General features: G+C 39.3%; 26 protein-coding genes, 1 pseudogene and 1 riboswitch. Of the genes and pseudogenes, 5 read left to right on the forward strand and 22 right to left on the reverse strand.

The genetic code is table 11. From position 1 onward, the window contains the following. Positions 1-702: 702 nt before the first annotated feature. Positions 703-942, reverse strand: coding sequence for a hypothetical protein (locus tag ACXAF2_RS06050; protein ID WP_475137781.1), 240 nt, complete (start codon positions 940-942; stop codon positions 703-705). A 338-nt stretch (positions 943-1,280) separates the two neighbouring features. Here ACXAF2_RS06050 and mraY point away from each other — a divergent pair, with 338 nt between their 5' ends. Then, positions 1,281-2,231 carry a phospho-N-acetylmuramoyl-pentapeptide-transferase gene (mraY, locus tag ACXAF2_RS06055; protein ID WP_475137782.1) on the forward strand — a complete coding sequence of 317 codons (951 nt, stop codon included), beginning with the start codon at positions 1,281-1,283 and terminating at the stop codon, positions 2,229-2,231. Between the two features lie 347 nt (positions 2,232-2,578). On the opposite strand, the gene ACXAF2_RS06060 is transcribed toward mraY, so the two are convergent. The 10 genes and pseudogenes from ACXAF2_RS06060 to ACXAF2_RS06105 all read right to left on the reverse strand — a co-directional run bounded on the left by ACXAF2_RS06060 (position 2,579) and on the right by ACXAF2_RS06105 (position 11,478). Next, positions 2,579-3,421: an alpha/beta fold hydrolase gene (locus ACXAF2_RS06060; protein WP_475137783.1), complete on the reverse strand. Its 843-nt coding sequence runs from the start codon at positions 3,419-3,421 to the stop codon at positions 2,579-2,581. A gap of 398 nt (positions 3,422-3,819) precedes the next feature. After that, entirely contained in the window at positions 3,820-5,766 is a 1,947-nt protein-coding gene (locus ACXAF2_RS06065; protein ID WP_475137784.1) for a S9 family peptidase, read from the reverse strand. Between the two features lie 180 nt (positions 5,767-5,946). Further along, positions 5,947-6,473 (reverse strand): annotated as a pseudogene (locus tag ACXAF2_RS06070) (DinB family protein). A 190-nt stretch (positions 6,474-6,663) separates the two neighbouring features. After that, on the reverse strand, positions 6,664-6,882 hold the full coding sequence (locus ACXAF2_RS06075) for a cyclase (protein ID WP_475137785.1): 219 nt from the start codon (positions 6,880-6,882) through the stop codon (positions 6,664-6,666). 154 nt (positions 6,883-7,036) lie between these two features. After that, the gene (locus ACXAF2_RS06080) at positions 7,037-7,954 is read right to left on the reverse strand and encodes a GNAT family N-acetyltransferase (RefSeq protein WP_475137786.1); all 918 of its coding nucleotides are present in this window, start codon (positions 7,952-7,954) and stop codon (positions 7,037-7,039) included. A 192-nt stretch (positions 7,955-8,146) separates the two neighbouring features. Continuing rightward, complete coding sequence (locus ACXAF2_RS06085; protein ID WP_475137787.1) at positions 8,147-9,394, reverse strand: DUF4153 domain-containing protein; 1,248 nt, start codon at positions 9,392-9,394, stop codon at positions 8,147-8,149. Between the two features lie 28 nt (positions 9,395-9,422). Beyond that, positions 9,423-9,638 carry a helix-turn-helix domain-containing protein gene (locus ACXAF2_RS06090; RefSeq protein WP_299739043.1) on the reverse strand — a complete coding sequence of 72 codons (216 nt, stop codon included), beginning with the start codon at positions 9,636-9,638 and terminating at the stop codon, positions 9,423-9,425. An 11-nt stretch (positions 9,639-9,649) separates the two neighbouring features. Beyond that, positions 9,650-10,132, reverse strand: a complete 483-nt coding sequence (locus tag ACXAF2_RS06095; protein WP_475137788.1) for a DUF2975 domain-containing protein — start codon at positions 10,130-10,132, stop codon at positions 9,650-9,652. A 275-nt stretch (positions 10,133-10,407) separates the two neighbouring features. Then, positions 10,408-11,076 carry a DNA alkylation repair protein gene (locus ACXAF2_RS06100; protein ID WP_475137789.1) on the reverse strand — a complete coding sequence of 223 codons (669 nt, stop codon included), beginning with the start codon at positions 11,074-11,076 and terminating at the stop codon, positions 10,408-10,410. A 201-nt stretch (positions 11,077-11,277) separates the two neighbouring features. Then, positions 11,278-11,478, reverse strand: a complete 201-nt coding sequence (locus ACXAF2_RS06105) for a hypothetical protein (RefSeq protein WP_475137790.1) — start codon at positions 11,476-11,478, stop codon at positions 11,278-11,280. A gap of 93 nt (positions 11,479-11,571) precedes the next feature. Beyond that, a riboswitch (guanidine-I (ykkC/yxkD leader) is annotated at positions 11,572-11,669 on the forward strand. Between the two features lie 67 nt (positions 11,670-11,736). Between ACXAF2_RS06105 and ACXAF2_RS06110 the strand changes: the two genes are divergently transcribed. Then, positions 11,737-12,075: a DMT family transporter gene (locus ACXAF2_RS06110; RefSeq protein WP_475137791.1), complete on the forward strand. Its 339-nt coding sequence runs from the start codon at positions 11,737-11,739 to the stop codon at positions 12,073-12,075. 2 nt (positions 12,076-12,077) lie between these two features. Next, positions 12,078-12,392 (forward strand): DMT family transporter, encoded by a 315-nt coding sequence (locus tag ACXAF2_RS06115; protein ID WP_475137792.1) that lies wholly within the window; start codon positions 12,078-12,080, stop codon positions 12,390-12,392. Positions 12,393-12,595: 203 nt separating this feature from the next. Here ACXAF2_RS06115 and ACXAF2_RS06120 read toward each other — a convergent pair whose 3' ends face one another. Further along, positions 12,596-13,399 (reverse strand): MerR family transcriptional regulator, encoded by an 804-nt coding sequence (locus ACXAF2_RS06120; protein ID WP_475137793.1) that lies wholly within the window; start codon positions 13,397-13,399, stop codon positions 12,596-12,598. Between the two features lie 156 nt (positions 13,400-13,555). Here ACXAF2_RS06120 and ACXAF2_RS06125 point away from each other — a divergent pair, with 156 nt between their 5' ends. After that, positions 13,556-14,167: a YitT family protein gene (locus ACXAF2_RS06125; protein WP_475137794.1), complete on the forward strand. Its 612-nt coding sequence runs from the start codon at positions 13,556-13,558 to the stop codon at positions 14,165-14,167. A 1,155-nt stretch (positions 14,168-15,322) separates the two neighbouring features. Further along, positions 15,323-18,358, forward strand: coding sequence for an efflux RND transporter permease subunit (locus ACXAF2_RS06130; RefSeq protein ID WP_475137795.1), 3,036 nt, complete (start codon positions 15,323-15,325; stop codon positions 18,356-18,358). 349 nt (positions 18,359-18,707) lie between these two features. Here ACXAF2_RS06130 and ACXAF2_RS06135 read toward each other — a convergent pair whose 3' ends face one another. From ACXAF2_RS06135 to ACXAF2_RS06180, 10 genes are all read right to left on the reverse strand, one after another. Further along, positions 18,708-19,457 (reverse strand): ABC transporter permease, encoded by a 750-nt coding sequence (locus tag ACXAF2_RS06135; protein ID WP_475139122.1) that lies wholly within the window; start codon positions 19,455-19,457, stop codon positions 18,708-18,710. Then, positions 19,447-20,220, reverse strand: coding sequence for an ABC transporter ATP-binding protein (locus ACXAF2_RS06140; protein ID WP_475137796.1), 774 nt, complete (start codon positions 20,218-20,220; stop codon positions 19,447-19,449). The genes ACXAF2_RS06135 and ACXAF2_RS06140 overlap by 11 nt, the downstream gene beginning before the upstream one ends. 156 nt (positions 20,221-20,376) lie before the next feature. After that, positions 20,377-20,721, reverse strand: coding sequence for a DUF1048 domain-containing protein (locus ACXAF2_RS06145; RefSeq protein ID WP_475137797.1), 345 nt, complete (start codon positions 20,719-20,721; stop codon positions 20,377-20,379). A 1-nt stretch (position 20,722) separates the two neighbouring features. Then, a complete protein-coding gene (locus ACXAF2_RS06150; RefSeq protein WP_148969987.1) occupies positions 20,723-21,061 on the reverse strand; it encodes a PadR family transcriptional regulator in 339 nt (112 codons plus the stop codon). 193 nt (positions 21,062-21,254) lie between these two features. After that, positions 21,255-22,163: a sensor histidine kinase gene (locus ACXAF2_RS06155; protein ID WP_475137798.1), complete on the reverse strand. Its 909-nt coding sequence runs from the start codon at positions 22,161-22,163 to the stop codon at positions 21,255-21,257. A gap of 20 nt (positions 22,164-22,183) precedes the next feature. Then, positions 22,184-22,933 carry an ABC transporter permease gene (locus ACXAF2_RS06160; protein ID WP_475137799.1) on the reverse strand — a complete coding sequence of 250 codons (750 nt, stop codon included), beginning with the start codon at positions 22,931-22,933 and terminating at the stop codon, positions 22,184-22,186. Further along, the gene (locus ACXAF2_RS06165) at positions 22,926-23,849 is read right to left on the reverse strand and encodes an ATP-binding cassette domain-containing protein (protein ID WP_475139124.1); all 924 of its coding nucleotides are present in this window, start codon (positions 23,847-23,849) and stop codon (positions 22,926-22,928) included. The genes ACXAF2_RS06160 and ACXAF2_RS06165 overlap by 8 nt, the downstream gene beginning before the upstream one ends. Positions 23,850-23,957: 108 nt before the next feature. Beyond that, entirely contained in the window at positions 23,958-24,650 is a 693-nt protein-coding gene (locus ACXAF2_RS06170; RefSeq protein WP_475137801.1) for a response regulator transcription factor, read from the reverse strand. 153 nt (positions 24,651-24,803) lie between these two features. Then, positions 24,804-25,400, reverse strand: a complete 597-nt coding sequence (locus ACXAF2_RS06175) for a class I SAM-dependent methyltransferase (RefSeq protein WP_475137802.1) — start codon at positions 25,398-25,400, stop codon at positions 24,804-24,806. A gap of 91 nt (positions 25,401-25,491) precedes the next feature. Then, positions 25,492-25,962: an N-acetyltransferase family protein gene (locus ACXAF2_RS06180; protein ID WP_475137803.1), complete on the reverse strand. Its 471-nt coding sequence runs from the start codon at positions 25,960-25,962 to the stop codon at positions 25,492-25,494. Positions 25,963-26,355 lie beyond the last annotated feature (393 nt).

Raw genomic sequence — 26,355 nt, forward strand, 5'->3', positions numbered from 1 at the left:
ATCTATACTCCTTGCCTTACAAAGTCCCGCCTTTCCAGACTTCAATCCGTGAAAATTAAAAGCGTACATTAACATACTAACGGGTTTACTTGTGAGGTGCAAAACGGTAACTCGCAGACCAGATCTATTAGCTAATCTCATAAACTTCACAGCATAATTCACAGACAAAGAGGCTTAGAGATACAAATATCTCTAAACCTTTTTTAAATTTTCTTTTTTCACTAAATATCGCTAAAGCGAGGCGAGTCTGATAAATAAGCGGAGAATTTACTCTTAATGATGAAATAGCACTGAAAAAAGCCTAAATAGAAGGAAAGATTTCCCCTATTGACTCAAAAAACGTGAGAATCATTAATGTTGCTTTGCATAAGGGAAAAAACTCCCCTTATTCACCCCCGAATAGAGCTCTATTCCACAGAATATCGGAAAAACCTCCTCTTATTTTACCTATCACTGGTTGCTCAATCTTCCTAAATCACACCCAATTCGCATATCCTCCAATAATTATTTCATACCCTGTGAATTACTATGTGAATTAGGGAACAATAAACAATTAACATTCGTCAAAATGCTGCTGAAACAATAAAAAACGCACTGTGAATGATATGGTGAATTCAAGTGCGTTTTCATATGTGTTTTACAATGTTTGCACCTCTAAAGGAAACCACTTGTTAACATACTGTACGCTTTTGGTCTAGGTTATTAATTTTCTCTCAGATAATCAGCGTGTCTTATCGAAATGATTCTTTTCTTTTCATTCACTGAAAAGACACAATCCCAAGTTGGTTTTACCTTTATTTCGTCATTTGAATTCATCCAAATTACAGCATTTAATTCAAATGAGTTTTCCATAATAGCCATTTTTCTTTCTTCTTTATCGACAATAGTAAACAAGCTTTCATCTATTTCTATTTCCCAATTAAAAAAAGAGATCTTTTTCATTTTTCCCTCCACAATAAGTTTGAATTACTACTAACATTTTTTTATCGATCTAGATGTAGATTTTTATTTCTTCCTTTCAATAACAAAAAGTGTTCTAACAAATTCTAAAACATATATTTAATGTATTAGTAGATTTTAAGGTTTATTTAAGGATCGTTTATAGACACCATTTTTTTGAATGCATCCCATTGAATTTTAGTTCAACTTCAGCAGCTTCTTCTATAATTCTTGTTTTATGCATTATAGATGTAGAAAAAGTTTTGAAAGTAGATTAGAGGATATCTCCAATCTTACTAGAATTTATTTATAGATAGTAAATAGAAAAGGGGAAATAAGAAGTGATTGATCAACTAATTCCGGCTGTTATTGCTTTTCTATTAGTCTCCGTTTTATCCCCGCTATTCATTGCACTTTTACGGAAATTGAAGCTCCTGCAACCGATACGAAAAGAACTTCCTTCGAATCATCAGGTTAAAAAAGGAACGCCGTTAATGTTTGGAATTATTCTTTTTGTAGGGATTATCGTATCGTTATTTTTTTCACCTACACCACTGATGGATTTCCTGGCGGTTACGTATATTCTATTCAGCTTTATAGGTTTCCTGGATGATTTTTGGAAAGCGTCACGCCAGGATCCTGGAGGAGTTTCAAGTAGAACCAAGCTTATTTTCCAATTTCTCTTTACGGGGGCTTTGCTTTTTTATTTGATGAACGAGCTCGGAATAGACTCTACGATTGGTATTTATCAAAATCTTTCTTTGAATCTTCCAATAGTGGTTTATTTCATTGTGATTATGTTCTTTATTGTCGCTTCTGCAAATGCCATTAATTTTACAGACGGTTTGGACGGCCTTTTGGGGGTTGTGGCCATCCCTACTTATTTTTTCTTTTTTATGATTTCAGACAAAGCAGAGGTTCAGCTTTTTTGTATAATCATGATCGGATGCTTACTCGGTTTTCTCATTTATAATATCTTTCCTGCCAGAGCTTTTATGGGGGATACAGGGTCATTAGCGATAGGGGGTTCCCTTTCTTTTCTTGCCATTATCGAGAAAGTTGAGATTCTCATTCCCGTTTTATTCTTTATCTATTTTGCTGAACAGCTATCTGTCATATTACAGGTTGCTTCATTTAAATCGACAGGGAAACGAATCTTCAGAATGACTCCGATTCATTATCACTATGGCTTAAAATATGGTTGGGGTGAAACGACCATTGTTACCGCCTTTGGGTTTGTTTCGTGGATTTGTACGTTTATCTGTTATGCTTATTGGAAGTTTGTTCTCTAGACATAAGGTAAAAGAGGCTGGGACAAAACTAAAAAATCACGAAATAAAAACGAACTATAGAAGTGTAGGTTCTTAATACCGCTAATGATTTCCGTGCAAGACTACGCTTTCCGCGGGTAGCCCGTGAGCCTCCTCGGCAAGCCTGCGGAGTCTCACATAAGCTACTTTTCCCGCAGGAGTCTTCGTCTTACACTCCAATCAACCGCTGGAGACTGCTAAAATCAAATGGCCCAAGATTAAATAATAAACCCGAACCACTCTGCCTCTAAGAAGCGGATTGGTTCGGATCTTCCTTAGACTAAAACCCTTTTGTCCCAGCCTCTTCTGATTTATTCATTTCTATCATTTCAGACCAAATGAAAAGAGTCTTTCACCATCCCGCTGAATTTTTCTTGTTCTTCCAGATGAGGTGAATGGTTACTATTTTCAAAGATATAAAACGTTGAATTGGGAACAAGATTGAAAATTTCCTCTGAATACACAAATGGGCATTGAGAGTCGTGTTTCCCACAAAAAACGATTGTCGGGGTTTTTATGTTGGAAATGTCCTCTCTGATATCATATGTTGGCAGTTCATTATAAGCATAATATTCTAGCCGTTTTTGAACCACTTTACCACTGCTTGGCTTAGAAAAGTATTCATCATATCTGCTTGGTTCATTCAATGACATTTCCGTCCATTCCCTGCCTGCTTGAACCCGTTCTTCTTTTGTTGCATCATCGGATTGAAGGATGGAAAATACCTCTTGTAATCTGTTGTTAAGAGGATTTCTATCACAATAAATACTTTCCTGATGTTTTACGTATCCATTTGTAGCTGAGGCCCCACCTACAATTAACCGCTTTAAAGAATCGGGATAATCAGCAGCATAAACTAATCCCAACATCCCACCTGTGGAATGTCCTGCATAATTCCAGCTATCATACCCTAAAGCAGATCGGATAGCTTCTAAATCCTTGCTGGTTTCACTCATACTTAATTCATCTTCATCTTGAATCTCAGTGGAATTCCCCGTTTCTTTCAAGTTGACAAGGTACACTTTAAAGTCGTCCACAAACCGGTCAGCAAAGTGGTAGCCACGCTCGTTAAACTCACTATATAGATGAGTCACACATAATGGTTCACCATTGCCGGCTTCAAATATTTCGAAATTCCCGCGATCTGTTTTAATTAGCTTTTGTTCCCACATGTTTGATCCCCCATTCACTCTTCACGGCCCGTTAACTGAAAATAAGAAAAGCCAGAGAGGAGCTATTCATTTGAGTGTTATTTATCTAAATTGATTCTTCCCCGGAGAAGAAGGGGATAGGATGTTATCGTGCACCAAATTCTCCTTCAATATGATTCTTGCTCATTTAACTAGTACTTCCTATCTATTAGACGTTTGTCGAAGAGTGAAAGTTTCGATTTTTTTCATTTCATCGAAAAATAAATAGGGCAATAGCTGGTGATCATTTTGGTGATCTTCAGCTATTGCCCCTTTAATGTTATTAATCTAATGGCCAATTTCTATTTAATTTGTACCATTGAGTAGGTTGAACTTCATTTATTGGCTTTTAAAAAAGATGTTTGGATATCATTTTTTAATCAAATTATTCTAAAATCATCCATACTCTCTCCAAGTATATAATATGAAAACCACATCAGATTCTGCTTCATAATTGCTCGATGTACTCCTGGTTTCTCAGAGCTATATCCCATTCCTTCGAATATGATTAATTCTGTATCCACTCCCATATCCCTTAGTCCTTTATATAGCTCATTTGCATTGAGCAGTGGAACTCTTGCATCCTTTTCACCATGTTGGATCAAGGTGGGCGTACAGGCTGTTTGAATATAGGCCATCGGTGAAGATTTAGCATAGATTTCTGGGTCATTCCACGGAGTATCTCCAACATGCATCCTGATAAATGAAGGTAGGTCTGTATTGACGTAATTGGTGGTCCAATTACTAATTCCGCCTCCAACTGAAATCGCCTTAAATCGATCACTATAGGTAGAGCAGAATGCTGATATGAATCCACCTTGACTCCATCCCATCACCCCTACTCGATCCTTATCGGCAATCCCCCGGTCCACGAGTGCATCCACCCCGGAAATCACATCCTGGTAGTCACCGATTCCCAGGTTTCGATAGTTCGCTTTTAAGAATTCATTCCCATATCCTGAGCTTCCTCTGTAGTTTGGTTCTAAAACGATAAAGCCCTTTTCAATAAACGATTCAACAGGATATTTTTCATTGAAGCAGCTTGAATGAATGGGGAAGGAAGCCCAAGCTGGACCCCCATGGATGAAGACCAATAAGGGATATTTTTTATTCCAATCAACGTCTATTGGGGTTGTTAATACCCCTTCAATTTCAAGATTATCACTGCTACTCCATGAGATGATCTCCCTGTTACTTTTCAGCTTCCCCTCAAACAGACCATTCTCGTTTGTTATTTTTTTATCATCTACATAGACTTCGAAGGTTTCATTGGGTGCAGCCTTACGATAGGCTAGATGATTTCCATCCCTTGTTATAGAAGCCTCCATGATGCAGCACTCTGTTGTTTCGCTTACCATGTCCAGCTTTCCATCTTCAGTTAGTAACCCGATAAGATAATTTGTTTTATCCTGCCACATCAGTAAAATCCCTTTATCTGTCCAACGTATTGGAGTAACCGTCCGGTCAACATCTATTAATGGTTGAATCCGCTCTCCACTCATAAGATCATAGATTTCGAGTGTACTGTCCATGATATGTGCCTTATAGTACTCTTTCTCTCGTATACTTGCTGAATAGCATATTTGGGTACCATGAGGAGAATAGCAAACGTTCCCTCCCAATAGCTTATCTCCATTCAGCTTCCGTAACTCTCCTGATTGACGATTGAGTATGTAGAGGTCTCTATTCTGATCATCTTCTCCATTGGGGCTTGGAGTAGCCATGAGCACTACCTTTTCCCCCGTATCTGAAACATTAAATTCGTGGATGTGAAAATCCTTACCGTCCGTTAGTTGATACGGAACATTTTCATCAAGATCAGTAGAATCTTTTACTTCCACATACCATAAACAATCATTCTGGTATTCTCTGCCTACATGGTGGAAATCTCCATATGTTTCCCTGCGCTTCTTGATTTCCTCATATTCCCGTGACTGTGTAACATAATAAAAGCCCTTGCCAGTAGGATCCCATTTGAATTGACTTACTCCTTCTTTCTCATCCGTCATTTGAACCCTGCCATCACCATCGATCGACTCCACAAAGATCTGATTCTTCTTATCACCGTCACCAACTGAACGAAGGTAGGCAATATGTTTAGAGTCCGGAGACCATAATGGGAAGGTACCTTCTATACCGTTGGTGAAACATTCCCCCTTATTTTTTTCATATATCCATATGTGATTCCTATATGTATTGTCTTCCCAGTCAGCTATGCTTTTGACAAATGCTACGTTATTACCATCCTCACTTATATTTAAGCCTGATATGGTTGGTATTGAAAGAAGCTCTTCTATACTTAGATATGTTTTTTCATTGCTATTCATTCATAGACACCTTCAGCATGATTTAGTATTTTAGATGATGTTAGTTCAGTTCAACTTAAAAACCTTTCGTATATACCGGTATTGCATACGTTTGAAAAAGTTCATTGATTTGATTAACGAATGTCGCCTATCAGTGAATAAATTATTGAGTCCTCTAATTCTCTGGCCACTTCTCCTTCCTCATGCAAAATCTCGACTCAGATATCGCTCCTCAATCAACCTTCGATGGTGAATTTCATGCCCCGCAATGATGTACCCTATCGCACGGACTGTCAATTCAGAGCCATTGGCGTTTCCACGCTGCCGCAACGCTTCGACATCCATGCTGCTTAGAAGAAGAATGGTGTTTTGGCGGACAAGAGATTGATGATGTAAAAGTCCGATAATGAAAAGCGATTGAACTGCCCCCTCTTCACATACTCATCATCATTATATCCAGGCAGCATCTCCTGTTCTCCCCTAGCAATACAGAGAATGCGGTAGCACATAATGCGCTCCGTATCTGTTATGTGGCCGATGACTTCCTTGATTGTCCATTTTCCAGGAGCATACTTATATTCTGCTGTTTCCTCACTTAAGGCTTTTAACAGTTTCATCGTTTCCTTTTGTTGATCCTCAAGAATTTGGAGCAGTTCTCCATCTGGGACGTTGTTTACATATCCCTTATAATACGGAGGATATTCGTTTGTTTCTGGCTTCCTCAACATAGCTTCTACCCCTTCTGTTTACCATTCACTTTCCAATCTATAATAATCCAATTATTTCAAATTCAGTTACTTCATACAATCACTTTATTTAACCTACAAGCTCCCTATTCTATGACGGTCTTAATAATGATTTTCGAATCAAAAAATATGCATATCCCGATCCAGAAATGCACTTTCGAAGAATTCACTGTTACTGTTCAGGTTTTCGTTTATGCTTCTCATGAATGATCTTTTTGTTCAATATCCTCACTTCACCTACCATCAGTAACCTCATGTCCTCTACGATATATTCAGCCAGCTCCTGATCAGAGATGTCATCCCCCTCAATATCAAGACGGAATCCCTGCCCCTGTATTCCACCGCCATTGGTAAAATCGATTTCAAAATCAAACTGAACCCGTTTGTCCATGTGTATCCCCCTTAGTTAAGATCTTTACTTATTATAAGAAACGAATAAATTCCGTGTTCGCCCAAAACTAAAGGAGAATAAATCTTAGATAGAGAATTTGTAATGAATATCTCTCACATCTTTTCAGGCAGATTGAACACGTACTTCCAACAATTCAGTACTCTAAATACATATCAGTTATCGATTTACTTCTAAGAAACCCAAGGTCTTCATAAAGCTTAATCGCTGGATTATCTTTGATGACTGATAAACGGGTTGCAGGGTACGCTTTACTCGAATGATGAATCGAATGGGTTAACAAGTATCGCCCAATCCCCTTCTGTTGATGAATAGGGTCTACAACTAAACTCATGATAAGTGGATAATCTTCAAATTCCATGTGCAGACAGACGCCGACAATATTGTTCGTCCAATTCTCGATCACAACTCTTGAACACTCATCCATGATCTTATTATGTTTATGTTGATCGAGAAATTCGTTTACATGAAGAAGGTAATCCTCTTTCGTTCCGATTTGTTTATACGCCGGATTGGCTTTATAGGCTTTCATGAGTAAACATGCGATATCATTGGCATCTTCACTTGAAACAGCCCTTGAACTATACCCTTCAGGAAGAATGGCTTCCATTGGCTCCGTCGGACGGATCATCCATACATTCACTTCATGAATCTTGCATCCTTGTTGTTCATACGCTGCCACATGTTCTTCTACCACTTCTCTTACAAGGATTTTATCTTCATTCGCAGATATCTTTTTGACATAGTTTAATATTCTGTGTGCCAACCCTTCATAGTCCCTATAAGGTGGCACAACAAATAAATCAGACATGAAATTAGGTTTTAGAAATACACCGCCAATGATGGTTTCACCTTCCATAATGAAATATCCGCAGTCAAAAATGGATGCGATTTCTATTAAAGTCTCAGAGGACCTTCTAAAATAGGAATCTGCATTTTTTTGTCCATGATAAATGGAATAGTATCGTACGTATTCTTTGGGCTCTTGGTAAATTAATCTTAATCCGTCTTCTAGATGAATAAGTTGTTTCAAAGATTGACCATGCACACTCATGTTCTTCTCCCCTCGTCTTCAGCTCTATGTTGACCTTTCACTCAATTCCAATTATTTCAAATCCAAACAAGTTACTCAAGTAAATGGTCGAAAAAAAGATGAACGTTCCCTATCTAGATAACAAAAAGAACATTGGGAGTTTAAGCTTTTCCCAATGTTCTAATCTTCAATTAACCTGCCTAATAGAATTTTCTAATTAAAAAGTAAAGGAAAAGTAAAGATTACGAATGCAGCCCAAAGTCCGTAGACCGGTAAATACTTAGTAACGGAATCCTGGATAGTTGAAGGTCCGGATTTATTTTGTAGAAAACGCATATAAGAGAACATAATCCAAATTAGATTTGCCCAGATAAGTATGTTTACACCTAAAACAGCAAGTCTGTTTGGAGTAATCCCATAAGAAGAAAGTCTGAACACTATGGCTGACAATGCCACACTGTCAATGATAAGGGCAAGAACAATCAGGGCAAAATTTATATAGTCTGAAATGGTTTTTTTCTCGTCTGAGTCGCTTTCGGTAATGGAAAATATGGTAACGACCAATACACCAAGGAGTATTCCGTTGAAGGCTATCAGGAAATTACGGTCCAGGAATGGATTTTTTCCGATCCATATAACAGCAATAAGATAGACCAACAAGGTGACCAGGACAAGAGGGCTGAAAATTTTAGCTAGATAGGGTGTAATATTCTTAGCAAGTGTAAGATTCATTGATACCAGGTATGCAGCCACAATAGCGAGAGCGGAAGCACCAAATAAAACGACATTACTAAAATAAAATTCCTCTATATTCAAGCCGATAAAGCTGAATAACTGCATGGTTAACGCTGCCAGTACCATTCCACTCACAGCCATGCTGGCGTAAAGAATACTATATTCCAAATTAAATTTGATATAGGCCAATCTAGTGCTACCTTTTGAATACTCATTTCCTGTAAATGCAAGCCCTAACAATATCCATAAGAATATGGGAATGTGTAAATAAACAAGGATAATACTGTCTTTATCATTTATAGGCAGCATATTAAGATAAACCCCAGATATTAGGAACAATGCTACAAGGGAATAAATAACACTTTTTTTCGGAGTATTTTTGTAAACAAAATAGGTAGCAATAAAAGGAACAATACCAAAGGCCAGGTTAATGGGAGCAATCACTTCCTGTTCGACAAAATGGAAAATGATCCTGGTAAATATCCCTGCCATAATGGCTAAAATGCCCATGAATATGAAATCTTTTTGGATCTTGGAAGATCTTTCTGTATTTGCTGCCTCCTTGAAATGCAATCGTTCATACCAAACGCCAAGGACCTGAGAATCAGGATTTTGTTCCCATGCCTGTAAGAATGAATGTTTAAAAGCTTTTGGGTCTTTTCTATAAATTCTCTCCAGCTCATGAGGGTTACCCATGTTTTCAATAATTGAATTGTTACATTCCATTGTAATACCTCCCTTTCCTCCACAATTTTTAACTATCTTCGTCACGTTTGTATTCTAAAATATCCCCAGGCTGACACTCTAAAGCCTTACAAATTGCCTCTAAGGTGGATAATCGAATCGCTTTCGCCTTTCCGTTTTTCAATATAGAAAGGTTCGCCATCGTTATCCCAACCCTACCCGAAAGCTCTGTTACGCTCATTTTCCTTTTTGCTAACATCACATCAATGTTGATGATAATTGCCATTGTTATTCACCTCAGACCGTTAAATCATTTTCTGATTTTATATCAATTGCTTCTTTTAAAAGTTTCTGGAGAACTGCCGCAAACACTGAGATAACCATCGAAGCAAAAGGTACAACCAATCCGACAAAGATAACTCCTGGAGCGTCGTCTACTTCCGCAAAGATATAGAAGAGCGGCAAAACCAGGACATGCAAAATACTGATTGCGATCGCACAATATTTAATATTCTTTAATGCTTTAACAGATAAATCTGAGAAAGCTTTATGTTTGTCAATGTAGCGCAGGAGTTTAAAAGCCTGATACAAAGCAAAATAAAAAGGTATGGCTGATGCATCAAATACGATGAAAACGAAATATTTTATCACCGCAAACTCTGGAAGTAATGTTGCTGAAAGGTTCGCCATCTCAGGCACCAAAAAAATGCACAGAGCAAGAACTGGGACTCCTAAAAAAATAACAGCTATTTTTAAGAACATCGTTGTAATATTTTTCATAAAAACACCTCATTGATTTATTCTGATTTTGATTTTAATACAAAGTTTATTGATTTACAATAAATTTTTATTAATTATTATAATGATTTTATTGAAAATGAATTGTTTGCCAACAAAAAAGGGAACCTTTGACTTAAAAGGGTCCCCTCATAATAAATTTTGATATTTCCCTCCAAGCAAAAAAGGATCTGGAATGTTACTTTCAGATCCTTACCATCTTGAGGCTTTGAATTGCTTTATTTTCACATCAAATCTTATGGATGTTTCAGTGGTAACTACTTATTAATTCGTTTGTTAACTTCAATCGTAATGAACTCCGGCAAATAATTGGGGGTACATCCTTTTGACACCATTTCATCTTTGTAAAGACCGGTTTTCTCACCAAGTTTCATACAACGTGTTCGATACTTTTCATCATAAACGCCTATCCAGCCTGCGGTAAAATTCATAGCCCATTGAACTTCCGGTTCTTCATGCGTAATAGTAGCTTCAATGGCAGAGAGTAAGTCTTCGGTGTTATCTGGCGGTGTTTGTCCAGTCCATCTCAATCGCGCTTGAAAATACCAGAAAGCTCGTCTTTGAAGAGCAGAAGGGCTATTTTCCCAGGACTCCATCAATGCTATGTTCTTCTTGTCTTTGGTAAGCTGATTAGCCATTAACCAATCCATTAAGTTATTTCGCTCATCAAGAGTGTGAGTCTGCATATCCTGATCAAGCTTATTCAGTACATCCTGTGAAAGAAGTTTTTTGTCCATAATTAAGATTGCCATTAGTCTGGGCAAAAATTCTTCGGTTGACCAAAGTTCCATAGCTAGTTCGTGATCTTTTTTGATGTCCTTCGCGATTTTTCGTAAGTCGCCTAGTTTCGTTTTACTATTGAGCTCAGATAAAATGTTTTCTGCTTTTGAAGAGCGGTTTATTTCTGTGCTATTATTTTTATTCATTTGACACAACTCCTTTACTCATCCTTTACTAAAGCATAGTCTTATTACAGTGGTGTGCCTCCAACGTTTCCCTTTTTCATATTGTAGCATATATCTTATTAAAGCTTTCTCTTCAGCATGACTCGTTCTCGTTTCAACAATATTTTTGAAAATCATCAATTCCCTTTCCAACCATTTGTTTAAAAAGTCAAAACCAATCATTTACCCTTTGTTATCAGTTACAGTAACAAAAGATAAGTACATTCTCTCAAGTTCTTTAGTAGCTTCTTTGTCATTTAATTTTCTATACGAATTAATGATTGGTGTGTTAACACTAATTTTAGGAGCATTTTCACTAATGACTTTCATTGTATTTAGTATTTCTGGGTACGAACCTTGAATGCTATCATTAAGTTCCATCATATCTAATGAAATCCCATCATTTACTTAAAAATAGAATAAATTTATTCTTGAATAATTCTTGAATGTGTGTATAATTTGGATTAATTGTATAAGTTAAATGTTTTCTAGGGTTCCGCAACTTAAATGTTGGGCTGGTCCGAGAGAAAACTCACAGCTTTGCTGTGTCACGGAGGGATAAAAGCCCGGGAGAAACTGTTTAACAGTTATCTCCCGGGCTTTTTTGTTTTTTGGTTAGAATAAAATTGGAGGTGTATTCGAATGAATACAAACTGGATTAAAGTATTTATTGCGGCTCTCTTCGAGGTATTTTGGGTTATTGGATTAAAACACGCAGATGACCTGTGGACTTGGGCTGGAACAGTAATAGCAATCGTCATCAGTTTTTATTTAATGATTATGGCTGGAAAAAGACTGCCTGTAGGAACTGTGTATGCAGTATTTGTTGGATTGGGGACAGCCGGAACTGTATTTTCTGAAATCTTATTATTTGGGGAGCCAGTTAAAGCAAGCAAAATACTTCTCATTTTACTTTTGTTAGCAGGTGTAATCGGCTTGAAATTAGTTACGAAGGATCATGTCCAGGAAGGGGAAGGATAATAATGGCGTGGATTTCATTAATTTTAGCAGGCATATTCGAAATGTTTGGAGTTACAATGATCAATAAACTTCATAAAGACCGAAACGTGCAATCAATGGTTTACTTGAGCATTGGGTTTGGAGCAAGCTTTCTATTTCTTGCCTATGCCATGAAATCTTTGCCTATGGGGACAGCTTATGCAATATGGACAGGGATCGGCGCTTCTGGCGGTGCAATAGTGGGAATGCTTCTTTATGGAGAACCTAAAGATTGGAAAAGGCTTGTCTTCATTGCTATGGTTTTATGTTCCGCAATAGGATTAAAACTTGTATCATAACTGGCCACATTCCTACTTGATTACATTCAGGTATTTCACAGGTTTAATGATCATTTTTTATTAGTATAGAAACTCGTCAAAAAATGACGGTTTTTCCATTCTTCGTTTGCAGGACCATAATCATAACACCTCTCTATTTCCATGATTTTATGATCCAGGCAACCGTCTGATATTTCAAAAAACGTGTTTTAAACGATGTATTTTCATTCAATTCTAACTTGAATTTCAGTCAGGAATTCTTGACTGCGCATCGTATCCCGATTATCAATTTCATATATCTCGAAAGGGTCACCTAATAATTGGTGGCCTTTTTCTTTAGCATAGGTAATCAAATCAAGGGTTCTATCATAGCTTTGACGGTAATCACCCCGGTAGTAGAGAGAAAGGTAATTCCCTTCTGGAAGGATGGAATCATACTCAATGTGCCCGTGATCCAAAATAAAAAAAACGGAGTTAAATACATCCTTTACACCCTTATTAAGATCTTTAATAGACATAGATGCGCCATAAAGCTGATTGCCAAAATCCTGAATTTTACTCTCATGTTTTTGATGCAATGTTTTGATAGCAAAATCCATTTCTTCATCTCTGGTAATACGTGTATTCAGCTGCAAGCAAGTTCGGTCTGGAAAAATTTTATAGTTGAATACACCTGTCTTTATTTGTGAAGCAGTTGATAGTATTTGTATTCTATCTTGAATTTTTCTTTGAGTATTTTGAAGTTTATCGAGTTGTTTTTCTATAAGCTCTTGCTCCTTATGTAATAAACCAAGCGTATTCTCAACGCTCTGATGATCCAAGTATTCCTTAATCTGTTTCATGGAGAAATCTAATCCGCGTAAATCCCTGATAATATTTAGTTTGTATATATCATGAAGACCATAAAGTCTATATCCGTTCGTATCACGTCGCGGAAATAATACACCTATTTTTTCGTAATATCGCAGGGAATCGGCACCGATACCGTAAAGATTAGATATTTCATTGATTTTATAATACTTTTTCATAAATACTCCTCTTTTTGACTGAAAAAATAGTTGACCTTAGTATTGTACCAGGGTTTAGCATAAATGACAGGCGTTAACTTGGTCTCAAAATGAAAGGTCTGATTATTTATGTTTATTACCAACTTAATTAATGCAAATAGAAGGTTATTTACTCCAATGAAATTAGCTATGATTTTACTGGGGACTGCCTTCATCTCTTTTGGATTGTATAACATTCATCAACAAACCAACATAACTGAAGGTGGGAATCTGGGTTTATCACTGCTGCTCAATTACTGGTTGGGCATCTCAACGTCATTTCTTTCTCTATTGCTTGATCTGACTGCTTATTTCTTGGCCTATAAGTATATGGGTAAAGACTTTATTAAGATGTCAGTAGTAGCTTCGTTATCTTTAGCTGGATTTCTGAGAATATGGGAACTGTTCCCACCTTTGCTCCCAGACCTCTCTTCCACTCCTTTTATTGCATCCGTTTTGGGTGGATTGTTTATTGGGCTGGGAGTAGGAATGGTCGTCAGGCAGGGAGGATCAAGTGGTGGAGATGACGCATTGGCACTCACAATTTCTAAGCTTATACGCTGCAGGATATCGGTTGCTTATCTAGCAATGGATATTATCGTATTGTTACTATCACTATCCTATATTCCACTTCATCGTATTGTTTATTCATTCTTAACGGTTATTGTTTCATCTTTAATGATTGATTTAGTACAGAATGCGGGAAGGGAAGGTAAACGATTGAAGCATGAATCGCTGAATGAAGTTTGAAGGGTTGAAAATTAAAATTACTTTGTAAATAGGTACGGTTCCTTCTTTACAAGGTAACTTGATGATTAATGGAAGCAGACATATAAAAGGGCAGATCCTTTGAGCTGGTATCTGCCCTCATTAATGCTTTTATCTTGTCTGTTGATAAACAATTAATAGTTTTCTTGTATCAAGTCTAGTTTTCATTTGAAATGCTTATTTTTTTGGTGGAAATACGTTTACTATCGGGTTATGATCCTTTTTCGGAATTTTATAATCCATTCGACAAAAAATACGCCCCGTTATCTGCATTTATGATCCATTTCAGAAAAATACAATCCCTATTCTAAATATATGTTCCTTTAGTAATCATTCTAAGCTGGGCGACTATATATTACCTAATAATTAGAGATCCAATGATCATGTCTCCCAGGCCCATTCCGTTTGAACTACCGATGTGAACCACCTGAATAGGCATTGCGGCTCATCTGAAAATCGTGCCACGTTACCTGTCCGCTTGGCTTTCTCCCCTTGGCTATCGACAGGCATCTTCAACAACCTAGCCTCCGAATTAGCATCCTCTAATTCAATACCACTAAAAGATATTTACCCCCTGATTTTTTCAAAAGAAAATTAAATAAACCCAAAGTGGATCATAAAAAAAAAGCGTTTCTCATGACGATAACTGCATGTGTTAAATCATTATGTGAAAGAAGACGTACCTCGTTTGATTCCATAATATTTCACCCTCACTACTTTTCTATCAGTATATATTACCTTTTATAAAAGAATCACCTAAGTAATTCAAACATGCTGAAGGTCTGACACCGATACTAACTATCCAAAGATAGACTCATTTATTAAATATTTGTAAACCAATTAAATATTTTCATTTTTTTCAATCCATACTATCATTCTATAATGCAACAGGAATCTTTTTACCTATAAAAAGAATCACAGCAAATCCCATATCTTAAAAAATATTTACCATTTTTTAAGAATACCAGGCGCTGTTCATCAGTAAAATGAATTTTGTGGTCCACGGTCTGTAAAGGAGGATGAACTACGCCTCAAGACCTAGGAGAATATTAGCCTGGAGGAGGCTGTGATTCAGTCAGTAATCGAGTATCTTAAAAAAGTAAGAACAAAAACCAAATCAGTATGGGGGGGAAACACATGCAAGCTTTAATAAACTGGGGTTTCCGCAATAAGGCGGCCATGGGTCTTTTTGTTATCATCACTTTGCTTATCGGCATCATAAGTTATTTCCGTCTGCCTATGGAATTCTTGCCTGAAGCGGATAATCCACAAGTCACAGTCGTTACCCTGGGGCAGGGGTATGACGCCGGTTCCATGACAACAAACATCACAGAGCCCGTGGAACAAGCGGTCACATCCATATCAGGAAAGACATCCATCCTTTCCACCACCGGGGAGGGATATTCCCAGGTTTCCATCAATTTTGATTCCAAAACAAACATGAAGGAAGCTAAAAATAAAGTCGAGGATGCCATCAACGGAATCCAGCTTCCTGAGGGAGTCGGAGAACCTCAAATCTCTCAGCTGAATACTTCTATGATTCCGATTGGTCAGGTGTCCGTGACATTTGACGACGGATTGACGAAAGAAAATTTAGACCTCGTCAACGATGAATTTAAACCGCTGCTCGAGAATCAATCCGGCCTGTCTCAAGCAAGCGTCGCCGGAGAGAATAGCCCCCGAGTCCAAATCAACCTTGACCACGACAAACTGAAGACGTTACATATCCCGGTCAACGCCGTGATGGGAGTGCTGCAAGGACAAAATGTTTCCGCCTCTGCCGGAAGCACGACGATTGATGGTCAGAAGAGTACGGTCACCGTCACAGACAATTTGACTTCCGTGGACGCGCTGAAAAACTTGCCTGTTCCGCTGCAAGTCCCAAATGCTCCTACCATCAAACTGAAAGACATCGCAACCGTTGAGACAGTGAAAGCCGAAAACACGATCACACGGGTAAACGGGAAAGAAGCCCTGGCACTCGTCCTGTTCAAAGAAAGTGATGCCAGTGCCGTTACAGCTGGGAAAGAAGTGCAAGACACAGTAGATAAAATCAACAGTGACTATGATGGAGTCGAAGCAACGACATTGTTCACGACGGGGGATATGGTGAAGAACTCGGTGGACAGCATGGTTCGGGAAGTAGCCTTAGGTGCATTATTCGCAACGCTTGTTATTCTTTTGTTCCTAAGAAAATTCAAGCCGACATTGATTACCGTCATTTCCATTCCATTATCACTCTGTATCACCCTTTTCCTTCTCTGGTTATCCGGAGTCACTTTGAACATCCTTACGCTGGGAGGAGTCGCTGTGGCTGTGGGAAGACTGGTCGATGACAGCATCGTCGTCGTCGAAAATATTTTCCGTCGCAGTCAAAATGAGAAGCTTTCAAAACAGAATGTTCTGCAAGCTACCATGGAGGTTTCCCGTGCGATTACGTCTTCCACTCTCATTACTGTGGCCGTGTTCTTGCCGATGGGACTCGTCAATGGATCGTTAAAAGCGTTCCTGCTTCCTTTTGGATTGACCGTTACGTACTCATTGCTCGCTTCCCTGCTTGTAGCCGTGACGGTAGTGCCATTGTTAAGCCGTGGCATGTTGAAAAATACCACCTTGCCGAAACACCATACGCCTCACCGCTACGTGAACATATTACGATGGTCACTGAATCATAAAGTCGTTCCCATCCTTTTGGCCATACTTGTGTTTGGGGGATCGATCGCTCTTTATATCACATTACCGAAAGCCGCTACAAATGCGAATGATGCCTCATTTGTTTCTGTCACGATGGAATTCCCGAGTGATACACCAAAAGACATCATGAAGCAGCGCATGACAGACTTTGAAGACAAACTATCAGAGTTTGAAGGGTACGATTATTTGATTACCCAGTATGGATCTAGTGAAGAGAATGCTCAATACGGAGCAGTGAGTGATCCAAACACTGTTTTCTATACCGTGATCATGAAGGAAGAAGCAGATGCCGAATCCTTTATCCAAAATGTGAATGAAACGAAAAAAGATGAAAAGAACGTGACCATCACTGCGTCACCATCGTCCATCTTTGGCGGATCATCCAATTCCAGTATTACCTATGACGTGGTCGGAAATGACACCAATGAAATTATGAACACTTCCCAAACGATTGTGGATAAGATCAAGAATGTGGATGGCGTAAAGAAAGTCTCAAGCAACCAGGAGAAAACGTCACCTGTATTCACAGTGAACGTCAATACGGAGAAAGCGAATGCACAGCAAACGGCTATGCAAATCCGCTCATTACTGAACCCACAGCCAATCGGGGCCGTCAACCTGAATAACGAGACAACACCAGTATTTTTGGACGCAGGAGTCAATCCTGATTCGAAGTCAGATCTGAATGCATTGACGATTGTAACAAGTTCAGGCATCCAGTCTCTAACTGAAGTAGCTTCCATCACCGAAGAAGAGAAACCAAGTACCGTCCTTCATAAGGATGGTGAATTATATGTTCGAATCACGGCAGAGGTGGAACCTGAAGAGCTTTCGGTCATCTCGAAACATATCGATACCGAAATCAAGGATATCGAACTTCCGAAAGGCGTTTCTCTCGATACCGGCGGTGCCGCTGCCCAACAGGCCGAAGACTTTAAGGACCTTGGAATGACCATGCTTGCTTCTATCCTGATTGTCTACCTCATCATGGTCCTGACCTTTAAGACGTTAAAAGCTCCACTAGCCATATTGATTACACTGCCCCTCGCATCAATTGGAGCCGTTCTTGGACTGCTCATTGCCGGGGTACCAGCAGACGCGACCTCTCTGATTGGGGCATTGATGTTGATCGGTATTGTCATTACGAACGCCATCGTATTGATCGACCGCGTCAAGCAGAATGAAGAAACGATGATCATTCGTGACGCCATTCTGGAAGCCTGCGGAACTCGACTCCGCCCGGTGGTCATGACCGCGATTGCCACCATTTGTGCCATGCTTCCCCTTCTTTTCGGTCACACAGAAGATGGAAGTCTGGTATCAAAATCCCTTGCTGTTGTCGTCATCGGCGGTCTTGCCGGTGCCACCGTGCTGACGCTCGTCGTAGTCCCTGTGTTCTACGAATTACTTTATTTCAAGAAATCGAAACGTCAACGGAATCAGCAAATGACCGCAGAAGAGCAAGTAGCTCAGTTGTGACATAAGATCATGGATTCAGGCTGTCGAGAAACTCTCGACAGCCTTTCTTTTTATCTGATTGCTTTAATTATTCAATGCGTTACACCAATTAACTCTTAAAGTGATTACATTCTATTTAAATTGGCTTTTCCCTATTCAAGAATAAAGCTTTATTTTTCTGCAAAAAGAAAAACCAATAAAAAGGTGCATTTCTTGATCAAGAAATGCACCTTTTCATGAAAGCAATCACTCTCAAATGTTACTGCTCAGTTTCCTTTTCATCAGATTTCCGTTTATACTTTTCATTAATTATTCCTTTGTTCATTATTCTTACCTCATCATCCATCAGTACCCTCATGTCCTTTACCACTTACCCTAACTGGCGTTTAAATGATTGACCAGCGATGAAATAAGCGATGACCATGATACCGACGCACCAGGCAAGCGAGGTCCAGATATCGTTGCCGACAGTCCCTTCAAATAAGAGGGCACGAATCGAATTCACGATTGAAGTCACGGGCTGGTTCTCTGCGAAAGCCCGAACAATTTTAGGCATCGTTTCAGTGGGGACAAAGGCTGAGCTGATGAACGGCAGAAAAATCAGCGGGTACGAGTATGCTGTGGCTCCTTCCATGGACCGTGCTGTCAATCCGGGGATAACCGCCAGCCATGTCAGCGCTAACGTAAACAGTACGAGTATCCCAATTACCGCGAGCCAATCCAGGATATCAGCACTGGAACGGAAACCCATCAAGAGAGCGACGAGGATAACCACCAAAACAGTAAGCGCATTAGAAACAAGCGATGTCAATACATGAGCCCACAATACCGAAGAGCGCTTGATGGGCATGGTAATGAAGCGCGCCATCAACCCGCTCTTCACATCATTAAAGAGCCGCAAAGAAGTGTACGCGACGCCGGATGCGATCGTGATCAGCAGGATACCCGGCAATAGGTAATTGACGTAGTTGTCCGTGCCAGTCTCGATAGCTCCGCCAAATACGTAGACAAACAGCAGCATCATCATAATCGGCGTGATCGCCACCGTGATAATCGTATCCGGGCTACGCATAATATTGCGCATTAAACGTCCGAGTAATACCCCTGTTTTACTTTTTATTTACATCTCCCCCTTTTTTACCAATGATTGAGAGAAAAATTTCTTCCAATGTCGGCTGCTTCTCGATGTACTCCACTTTCGCAGGCGGGAACATCTCCTTGAGTTCCGTAAGGGTACCCGTCGTGATGATTTTTCCGCCATGCAGGATGGCAATGCGGTCCGCCAGTTGTTCCGCTTCCTCCAGATACTGGGTCGTCAGCAATATGGTCGTGCCACCGCCGGCAAGCTCCTTGACGGTCTCCCAGACTTCAATCCGCGCTTCGGGGTCAAGCCCTGTAGTCGGTTCATCGAGAAATATAACGGCCGGCTTCCCTATCAGGCTCATGGCAATATCAAGCCTGCGCTTCATCCCCCCTGAATAATGATCGGCACGTCGGTTGGCTGCATCGGTGAGACTGAATCTTGCAAGCAGATCCTCGGCGACTTGAGAGGGATTGGGCACCCCACGCAACTTGGCAATCATCATCAGATTTTCCCGCCCGGTTTGCATGCCGTCTAAAGCGGCAAACTGACCAGTCAAGCTGATGCTCTGTCGAATATGATCCGGTTGACGCTGAACATCAAAGCCGCAAATACTCACTTCACCGCAATCCTGCTTCATCAGCGTCGAAAGGATATTGACGATCGTTGTCTTTCCCGCTCCATTAGAGCCCAGCAATGCGAAAATTTCACCACGTTCCACCTCAAAGTCCACTTCCTTTAAGACTTCCTTGTCTTTAAAGGACTTTTTCAACCCTTTTACAGAAATCGCTGCTTCACTCATCTTTTTTCCTCCTTATAAAAATAGCTAGTTTACCTTTCCTCCAGTACTCAGTCAGACTGATATTCTGTAATACTTACTACCGGATAAAAAAAATAACTGAATAGTGAAGGTACTACCACATTCAACCAGCTATTCAGTCGGTATTCTCATTTGCATTCACTTTTTTCCACGGCCGATCGTATCGTTCAACTTAGCGCGATGCTTGTCACTCCAGGTCTCCGAGTCCTTCACCAGTTCATCACAGAAAGCAGCTACGTCCTCACCCGTGAGGTCAGTTACCTTCTTGCCTTCCGCTGCTCCTTCTTCGAACAGGTCTAGAATGCCATTAAAGATACGGCTGGTATCCTTCCAATCAGTGAGACCACCTGCGGTCCACATATATTTTTGGATTGCTTTGTATGCGTTGAAGTACTCACTTGGGAGTGTCTTCGCACGCGCCTCCATCTCCCTCCATTCCCGCTTGTCAGCCAGACTTCCGATAATTTTTTCTATAAACTTCATCTTACCCTCTCCTTTTGATTTCTTTCGTTTTGAGTTCGTTCATTTTGCTTGAGACGAAATCCCATTTTCCCCAAAAAGTTTCGAGCTTCTCATGACCTGCTGCGTTGAGTGTGTAAAATTTTCTCGGTGGCCCCACAGTAGAGCGCTTTTTTTCAATGTCCACCAGATTGTTTTTCTCAAGGCGCATGGTAATCGTATAAACTGTGCCTTCAACCACATCCGTGAAGCCAAGTTCTCTCAGCTGTTGCGTGATTTCATAGCCATACGTTTCACCGCGGCTGATGATTTCAAGCACACAACCCTCAAGCACTCCTTTCAGCATTTCAGTAAAATTCTCCAAATGTTCACCCCCTATTGTATTTCGTTATAGTTCCAGTACTCTGTCGCTCAGGTGTATTGTATTACTGATATTCAGTAATACTAACTACTGGTATATAGTATCGCAGAATAGCACAAATTGTCAATCAAATAATAGCCCATTTTTTTGGTAACTGACTAAACTTCAGTTCTGATGGTAATTGTGAAGCATTGTATTAATCCGATTCCGCTTTCCATTCACAAATCATCGTTAAATGATTCTCTTTTAATTCAGCAAAAATGCTTCCGTTCATTTTTTCCATTAAGCTTTTCGCAATCGGTAATCCGAGCCCAGTACCTTTCCCGGTTCTTGTTTGATCAGCCTTATAAAAACGGTCGAACATCTGATGTACGTTAAGCTCACTCATTTTCCCGACCGAGTTTGAAATTTTCAGCTGAACGGCTGTATCCGTTTCTTTAAGCTGAATGGTCACATTTCCTGTAGAGTATCGAATGGCATTCACTGCGAGATTTTCGATTACTCTTTTAATGAGAGAGGGGTCCGCCATCATTATAATTTCATGCTCCGGGATATAGATGTCCGGTTCTATGTCCCTTTTATTAAACTCCTCATAAAACCCTAATAGTGACTCGATAATCAAATGGTTCAAACTGACCTTCTCCATTTTCAAAGGGTAATCCGCTTGTTCAATAATCGATAGCTCGAAAAAATCTTCAAGTAACACCTTTAACCTTCCTGCACTATTTTTGATTGTTTCAATGTATTTCTTTTTTTCCTCGTGGCTCATTTCATCTGATTCCAGAAATTGAATATATCCTAAGATTGATGTCATGGGTGTTCGAATATCATGAGAAATATGGGATATAGCTTGTCTTAATTCATTTTCAGTGGAGCGCTTGACTGCTACAGCCTGTTTCGTTAAATCAATCTGCTTATTTATTTCCTGTGCTAATTCCTCGAAATCGCGGTCATAAAAGCGAATCGTCATTTTTTTCGCTGAATCCTGTTGGTGTAATTGCCGGAGTTGCAGGGTTGCACTTTTCATTTCCTTTTTCAGTAGATAAAAACGGATGAGGACATATGCGAAGGCTGCCAAAACTGCCATCAATATATAGAGTATCATTTGACCTCACCCACTTCCGTTTACTTAATTTCTTTTCTTTGAAAAATGCTGCTTCCTAAGGCACCAAATAACAGAAACGTCAGAATGGGAACCAAAATAATGATGAAAACATCCCCGTTCTTCAACGTATCCACTATGATAATGTCATAAATCAACTTAAAGACGGAATGATTTATCATAGTTTCAAACAAGGGTACTTTTGCCGCTAACATTTGCAGGGGCCAATCAGCAAATACAAAAAACAGAAGAAGAAACCCTATCGTTTTCCCACTGTCCGTAAACAGGATAGAAAAGATCGCCATGATGGAAGCGAAGGCTGCCCCGTACAATATAATCAGTCCCAGTGTTTGCAGGTAATAGGTCCACTCAGGCATCTCTGCAAACCCAAAATAGATGGCGCTGGTCCCCGTCATGATAATCGGTAATATTAATGATATGAGAATGGCTCCAATTGAAAATACGATAAGCTTCGCAGAGTAGATTCGGAACCTGCTATTGCCTGAAGATACGATACTTTTCATCGTACCCATGGAATATTCGCTTGTAATAAAGAAGCCTGCCAAAATACTTGGAATAAGCTTCACTATATTCGCATGAGGACCGAGAATGCTCTCCCGATAGTAATCCTTTACGGTTGGCAATCCTGAAGCCCCATTATCGAATTCTATTAGTGGAAACAACACTGCAGCCGCAACTAACATCCAGGTCAGGAACCGAAATGATCGGTCTTTCTTTAATTTATACCATTCCGTTTTTAGTAGATTACCCATGCTGTACACCTCCGATGCGATGACTAAAGTACGTTTCCAAATCTTCTCCCATTGGCATAAATTCTTCTATGACCAACCCTTCACTGGTTAAGATTTTGGAAACTTCACCCGGTATGTCAACATAGGCAAACAACCTTATGGTTCCATCAGGCATGACTTCAAACTCTTGTGTTGAAAAATGATTTTCTATTACCGTTGCAGCTTTGTTTGGATCATCCACTTTAATATGCAAGTACTGCTGACATTTTTCATTCAGTTCTTTCGCGGAGAGTTGTTCTAACAATTCTCCCTCATGAATAATCCCATAGTGAGTGGCCAGTAAATGCAGCTCACTTAATATATGACTGGAGATTAGTATAGTAATTCCATATTCTCTATTCAGCTTTTTAAGTAATTCCCGTACTTCGACAACTCCCATAGGGTCCAGTCCATTGATCGGTTCATCCAGGATCAGAAACTCAGGATCCCCTAATAATGCGATACCAAGGCCTAAACGCTGCTTCATTCCTAATGAAAAATTCTTTGCCTTCTTTTTTCCTGTATTCTGCAAACCGACTAAATTCAAGGTTTTTTCGATACAGTCTTTTCCCGGTATCCCTTTCAGCAAACGGTGAGCTTCCAAGTTTTCAGCGGCGGTCATTTGCGGATATAGGGCCGGCCCTTCGATGATGGTTCCTACTCTTTTTCTGGCTTCAATAATATTTCGTTCCTGGCTTTCTCCAAACAATTCAAATGTACCTGTCGTTGGATATGCGAGACCGGTTATTAGGCGAATCAGCGTTGATTTACCGGCCCCGTTCTGACCGATAAAGCCATAAATAGACCCTTTTTTGATCATGACACTCACTTTACGAAGCGCCATTTTATTTTGATATGTTTTTGATAATTGACTGGTTTTTAATACATACTCATTCATCAACTATTTCCCTCCTTTATTCACTTGTTCAAAGGGCTCCTCTTTGAACACTCTTAAAGTATAAGAAGGAAAACGTAAGAAAGTCTTAAGTCATATCTTAAGAAAACCTTAAGTTTTAAGTTTATAGCCCATTCCCCAAATGGTTTCAATATACTCTTCATTCTGATTCGCTTTCGCAAGCTTACTTCTGATATTACTTACATGAACATTAATGGTATTGTCGTCTCCATGGAATTTCTCATTCCACACACTCTCAAACAAATTAGGCTTTGAAAAAACCTTTTTAGGAGAGGACATCATGAGAAGCAATATCTCATATTCCCGTGCCGTTAATTTGAGTTCATTTCCATTCACTGTCACTATTTTTGAGTCCGTATCCAATACAATATCTTTATAAATCATTTGATTTGTTAGCGGAGCATCTGATAGATCACAATACCTTCTAAGACAGGAATCAATTCTGGCCGATACCTCATCAACATCGAAAGGTTTTGTAATATAGTCATCTGCACCAGCTCTTAACGAATGGATCTTCGTTTGTGTTTCAAGCTTTGCCGAAATAATAATGATCGGCACATTACTTTCATTTGTGACCTTTTTTAATAGATCTTCACCAGATAAACCCGGGAGCATGAGATCAATTAATACCATATCCCATTTCTGACTGTCCAGGTAGATCACTGCTTCCGTACCTGAGTATGCGGGCTTCGGGGAATAGCCACTTTTCCTGACAATATTACATAGTAAGCGATTAATATCCTCATCGTCTTCAATTATTAGAATATCCACTGAATCCTTCAACTGAATCACCCTCACATTTATTACCATCATCATTGATTGAATTCACGTCAATGTCAAGTGTTGAATAATCATTGTACCCGCCTAAAAAAAACCGAGCCTAAAATCTTTATGATTTCAAACTCGATTTCCTATGTTGTTATTGTTTCCCCTAAATCACTTTATACTACTGGATATAAACATAGAGGCATCCTGATTCATGAAAATACGTTCTCCATGATGGAATGTCTTGATTTCCGTTGACTTAAATCCCACTTCGGATAGCTTTTCTTTCAGTTCTTCATGGACAAAGCCGTTATGAACCTTCGGGTGGCTGATGTTATGGTTTTTGTCAAAATCAACAATTATGAGCTTGCCACCATCAATCAGAATGTTGAACAACTCTTTTAGAATTTTTTTAGTATCTGGAATATGAAGAAGGACGAGTGACATTAACACGATGTCAGCCTTAAGATCAGGAGTTCCCTGGGTAAAATCTGAATAAAGTGCTTCCGAGTTCGTGATACCTTTTTGAGAAATCTTTGCTTTCGCAACCTCTACCATTTGTTCTGATGAATCGACCAACAAAATGGATTCCACTAAATCCGTTAATTCCAGACTAACAAGACCGGTGCCGCTCCCGTAGTCGATCAGAGATTTTGATTGACTATTATGTAGTTCTTGTTTTACTTCACTAACAATTACCTTTGCCAATTCTATTCGATTTTCTGTATCGTATCTTTTCGCCATCTCTTCAAAGACGTTATTTTCCATCTTTCATCCTCCTATCCATAGCATTGAAGCTGCGTGGTAAACATTATATCAAATCATGAAGATCCAAAGACGCGATGGGACAAGGAGAGCTTTATAACTCTATTTCCATCCTCCTCATTTTTGTCTTTACATTCATTGATTCATAAAATTTTATGGCATTTTCGTTAAACTCCCACACGCCTAACTCTAATGAGTCTGCTTCTATACCCTTTGCGAACTCCACTATTTTCTCAAAGAATATTTTCCCGGCTCCTTTTCCCCTGTACATACGATCAACCCCGAAATCGTCCATATAGACCACTTTCCTTGGAATGAGAATGGGCCTTTCCTCTGTATGTTTGATCGTAAGGATTGAATACGCGATTGGTTGGTCTTCTTCCAGTAAGAATACCTTTGTATTTTCTCCTTCTATCAAGTTGTTAAAATACTTTTTATCCAACGTAGTATCAGCCATCTTATAATGGTCTGGTCTTTCCTTTGTATGAATTTCATGTACCTGTCTTTGGATTTGATGAACCACATCATAATCATTCTTAGTGGCTTCTCTAATGTGCCTATTCAATATACTTTCCCCCGATGTTTGCTGTGTTGATTTTAGTGTTTGTTCTCATAGTCATTTATCAAATCCTTTTCCACCTTATCCTTCTTCCATTCATAGGGGACTTTCGACCAATTATATAACATTATAAACAAGAACATAAAAAAACAGATCATACTATTATCTGTCCACTGAACTTGTCGATCATCGATTATTTGATAAACAGTTGATGATAAGAAATAGATAAAGGGGAGCTTGATGCTATCCTTAAACATTTTTATCCTACTCCCTTCTTTGTAAATTGATTTAACGGGTGGTTAACCATAAACTACAAGTATAGTTAATTCCAATTATTTCAAAATCTACTATCTTACTCAAGAAGATTTTTTACAAAAAGAGTTATTTATGGTTAATTTA

This window comes from Rossellomorea sp. ABR4_004 (genome assembly GCF_056159585.1).

Bases quoted from the DNA above. Each gene is read 5' to 3' on its own strand.
- ACXAF2_RS06050 (WP_475137781.1), bottom strand. From the start codon at position 942: ATGAAAAAGATCTCTTTTTTTAATTGGGAAATAGAAATAGATGAAAGC.
- ACXAF2_RS06060 (WP_475137783.1), bottom strand. From the start codon at position 3,421: ATGTGGGAACAAAAGCTAATTAAAACAGATCGCGGGAATTTCGAAATA.
- ACXAF2_RS06065 (WP_475137784.1), bottom strand. From the start codon at position 5,766: ATGAATAGCAATGAAAAAACATATCTAAGTATAGAAGAGCTTCTTTCA.
- ACXAF2_RS06075 (WP_475137785.1), bottom strand. From the start codon at position 6,882: ATGGACAAACGGGTTCAGTTTGATTTTGAAATCGATTTTACCAATGGC.
- ACXAF2_RS06080 (WP_475137786.1), bottom strand. From the start codon at position 7,954: ATGAGTGTGCATGGTCAATCTTTGAAACAACTTATTCATCTAGAAGAC.
- ACXAF2_RS06085 (WP_475137787.1), bottom strand. From the start codon at position 9,394: ATGGAATGTAACAATTCAATTATTGAAAACATGGGTAACCCTCATGAG.
- ACXAF2_RS06090 (WP_299739043.1), bottom strand. From the start codon at position 9,638: ATGGCAATTATCATCAACATTGATGTGATGTTAGCAAAAAGGAAAATG.
- ACXAF2_RS06095 (WP_475137788.1), bottom strand. From the start codon at position 10,132: ATGAAAAATATTACAACGATGTTCTTAAAAATAGCTGTTATTTTTTTA.
- ACXAF2_RS06100 (WP_475137789.1), bottom strand. From the start codon at position 11,076: ATGAATAAAAATAATAGCACAGAAATAAACCGCTCTTCAAAAGCAGAA.
- ACXAF2_RS06105 (WP_475137790.1), bottom strand. From the start codon at position 11,478: ATGATGGAACTTAATGATAGCATTCAAGGTTCGTACCCAGAAATACTA.
- ACXAF2_RS06110 (WP_475137791.1), top strand. From the start codon at position 11,737: ATGAATACAAACTGGATTAAAGTATTTATTGCGGCTCTCTTCGAGGTA.
- ACXAF2_RS06115 (WP_475137792.1), top strand. From the start codon at position 12,078: ATGGCGTGGATTTCATTAATTTTAGCAGGCATATTCGAAATGTTTGGA.
- ACXAF2_RS06120 (WP_475137793.1), bottom strand. From the start codon at position 13,399: ATGAAAAAGTATTATAAAATCAATGAAATATCTAATCTTTACGGTATC.
- ACXAF2_RS06125 (WP_475137794.1), top strand. From the start codon at position 13,556: ATGAAATTAGCTATGATTTTACTGGGGACTGCCTTCATCTCTTTTGGA.
- ACXAF2_RS06130 (WP_475137795.1), top strand. From the start codon at position 15,323: ATGCAAGCTTTAATAAACTGGGGTTTCCGCAATAAGGCGGCCATGGGT.
- ACXAF2_RS06140 (WP_475137796.1), bottom strand. From the start codon at position 20,220: ATGAGTGAAGCAGCGATTTCTGTAAAAGGGTTGAAAAAGTCCTTTAAA.
- ACXAF2_RS06145 (WP_475137797.1), bottom strand. From the start codon at position 20,721: ATGAAGTTTATAGAAAAAATTATCGGAAGTCTGGCTGACAAGCGGGAA.
- ACXAF2_RS06155 (WP_475137798.1), bottom strand. From the start codon at position 22,163: ATGATACTCTATATATTGATGGCAGTTTTGGCAGCCTTCGCATATGTC.
- ACXAF2_RS06160 (WP_475137799.1), bottom strand. From the start codon at position 22,933: ATGGGTAATCTACTAAAAACGGAATGGTATAAATTAAAGAAAGACCGA.
- ACXAF2_RS06165 (WP_475139124.1), bottom strand. From the start codon at position 23,849: ATGAATGAGTATGTATTAAAAACCAGTCAATTATCAAAAACATATCAA.
- ACXAF2_RS06175 (WP_475137802.1), bottom strand. From the start codon at position 25,400: ATGGAAAATAACGTCTTTGAAGAGATGGCGAAAAGATACGATACAGAA.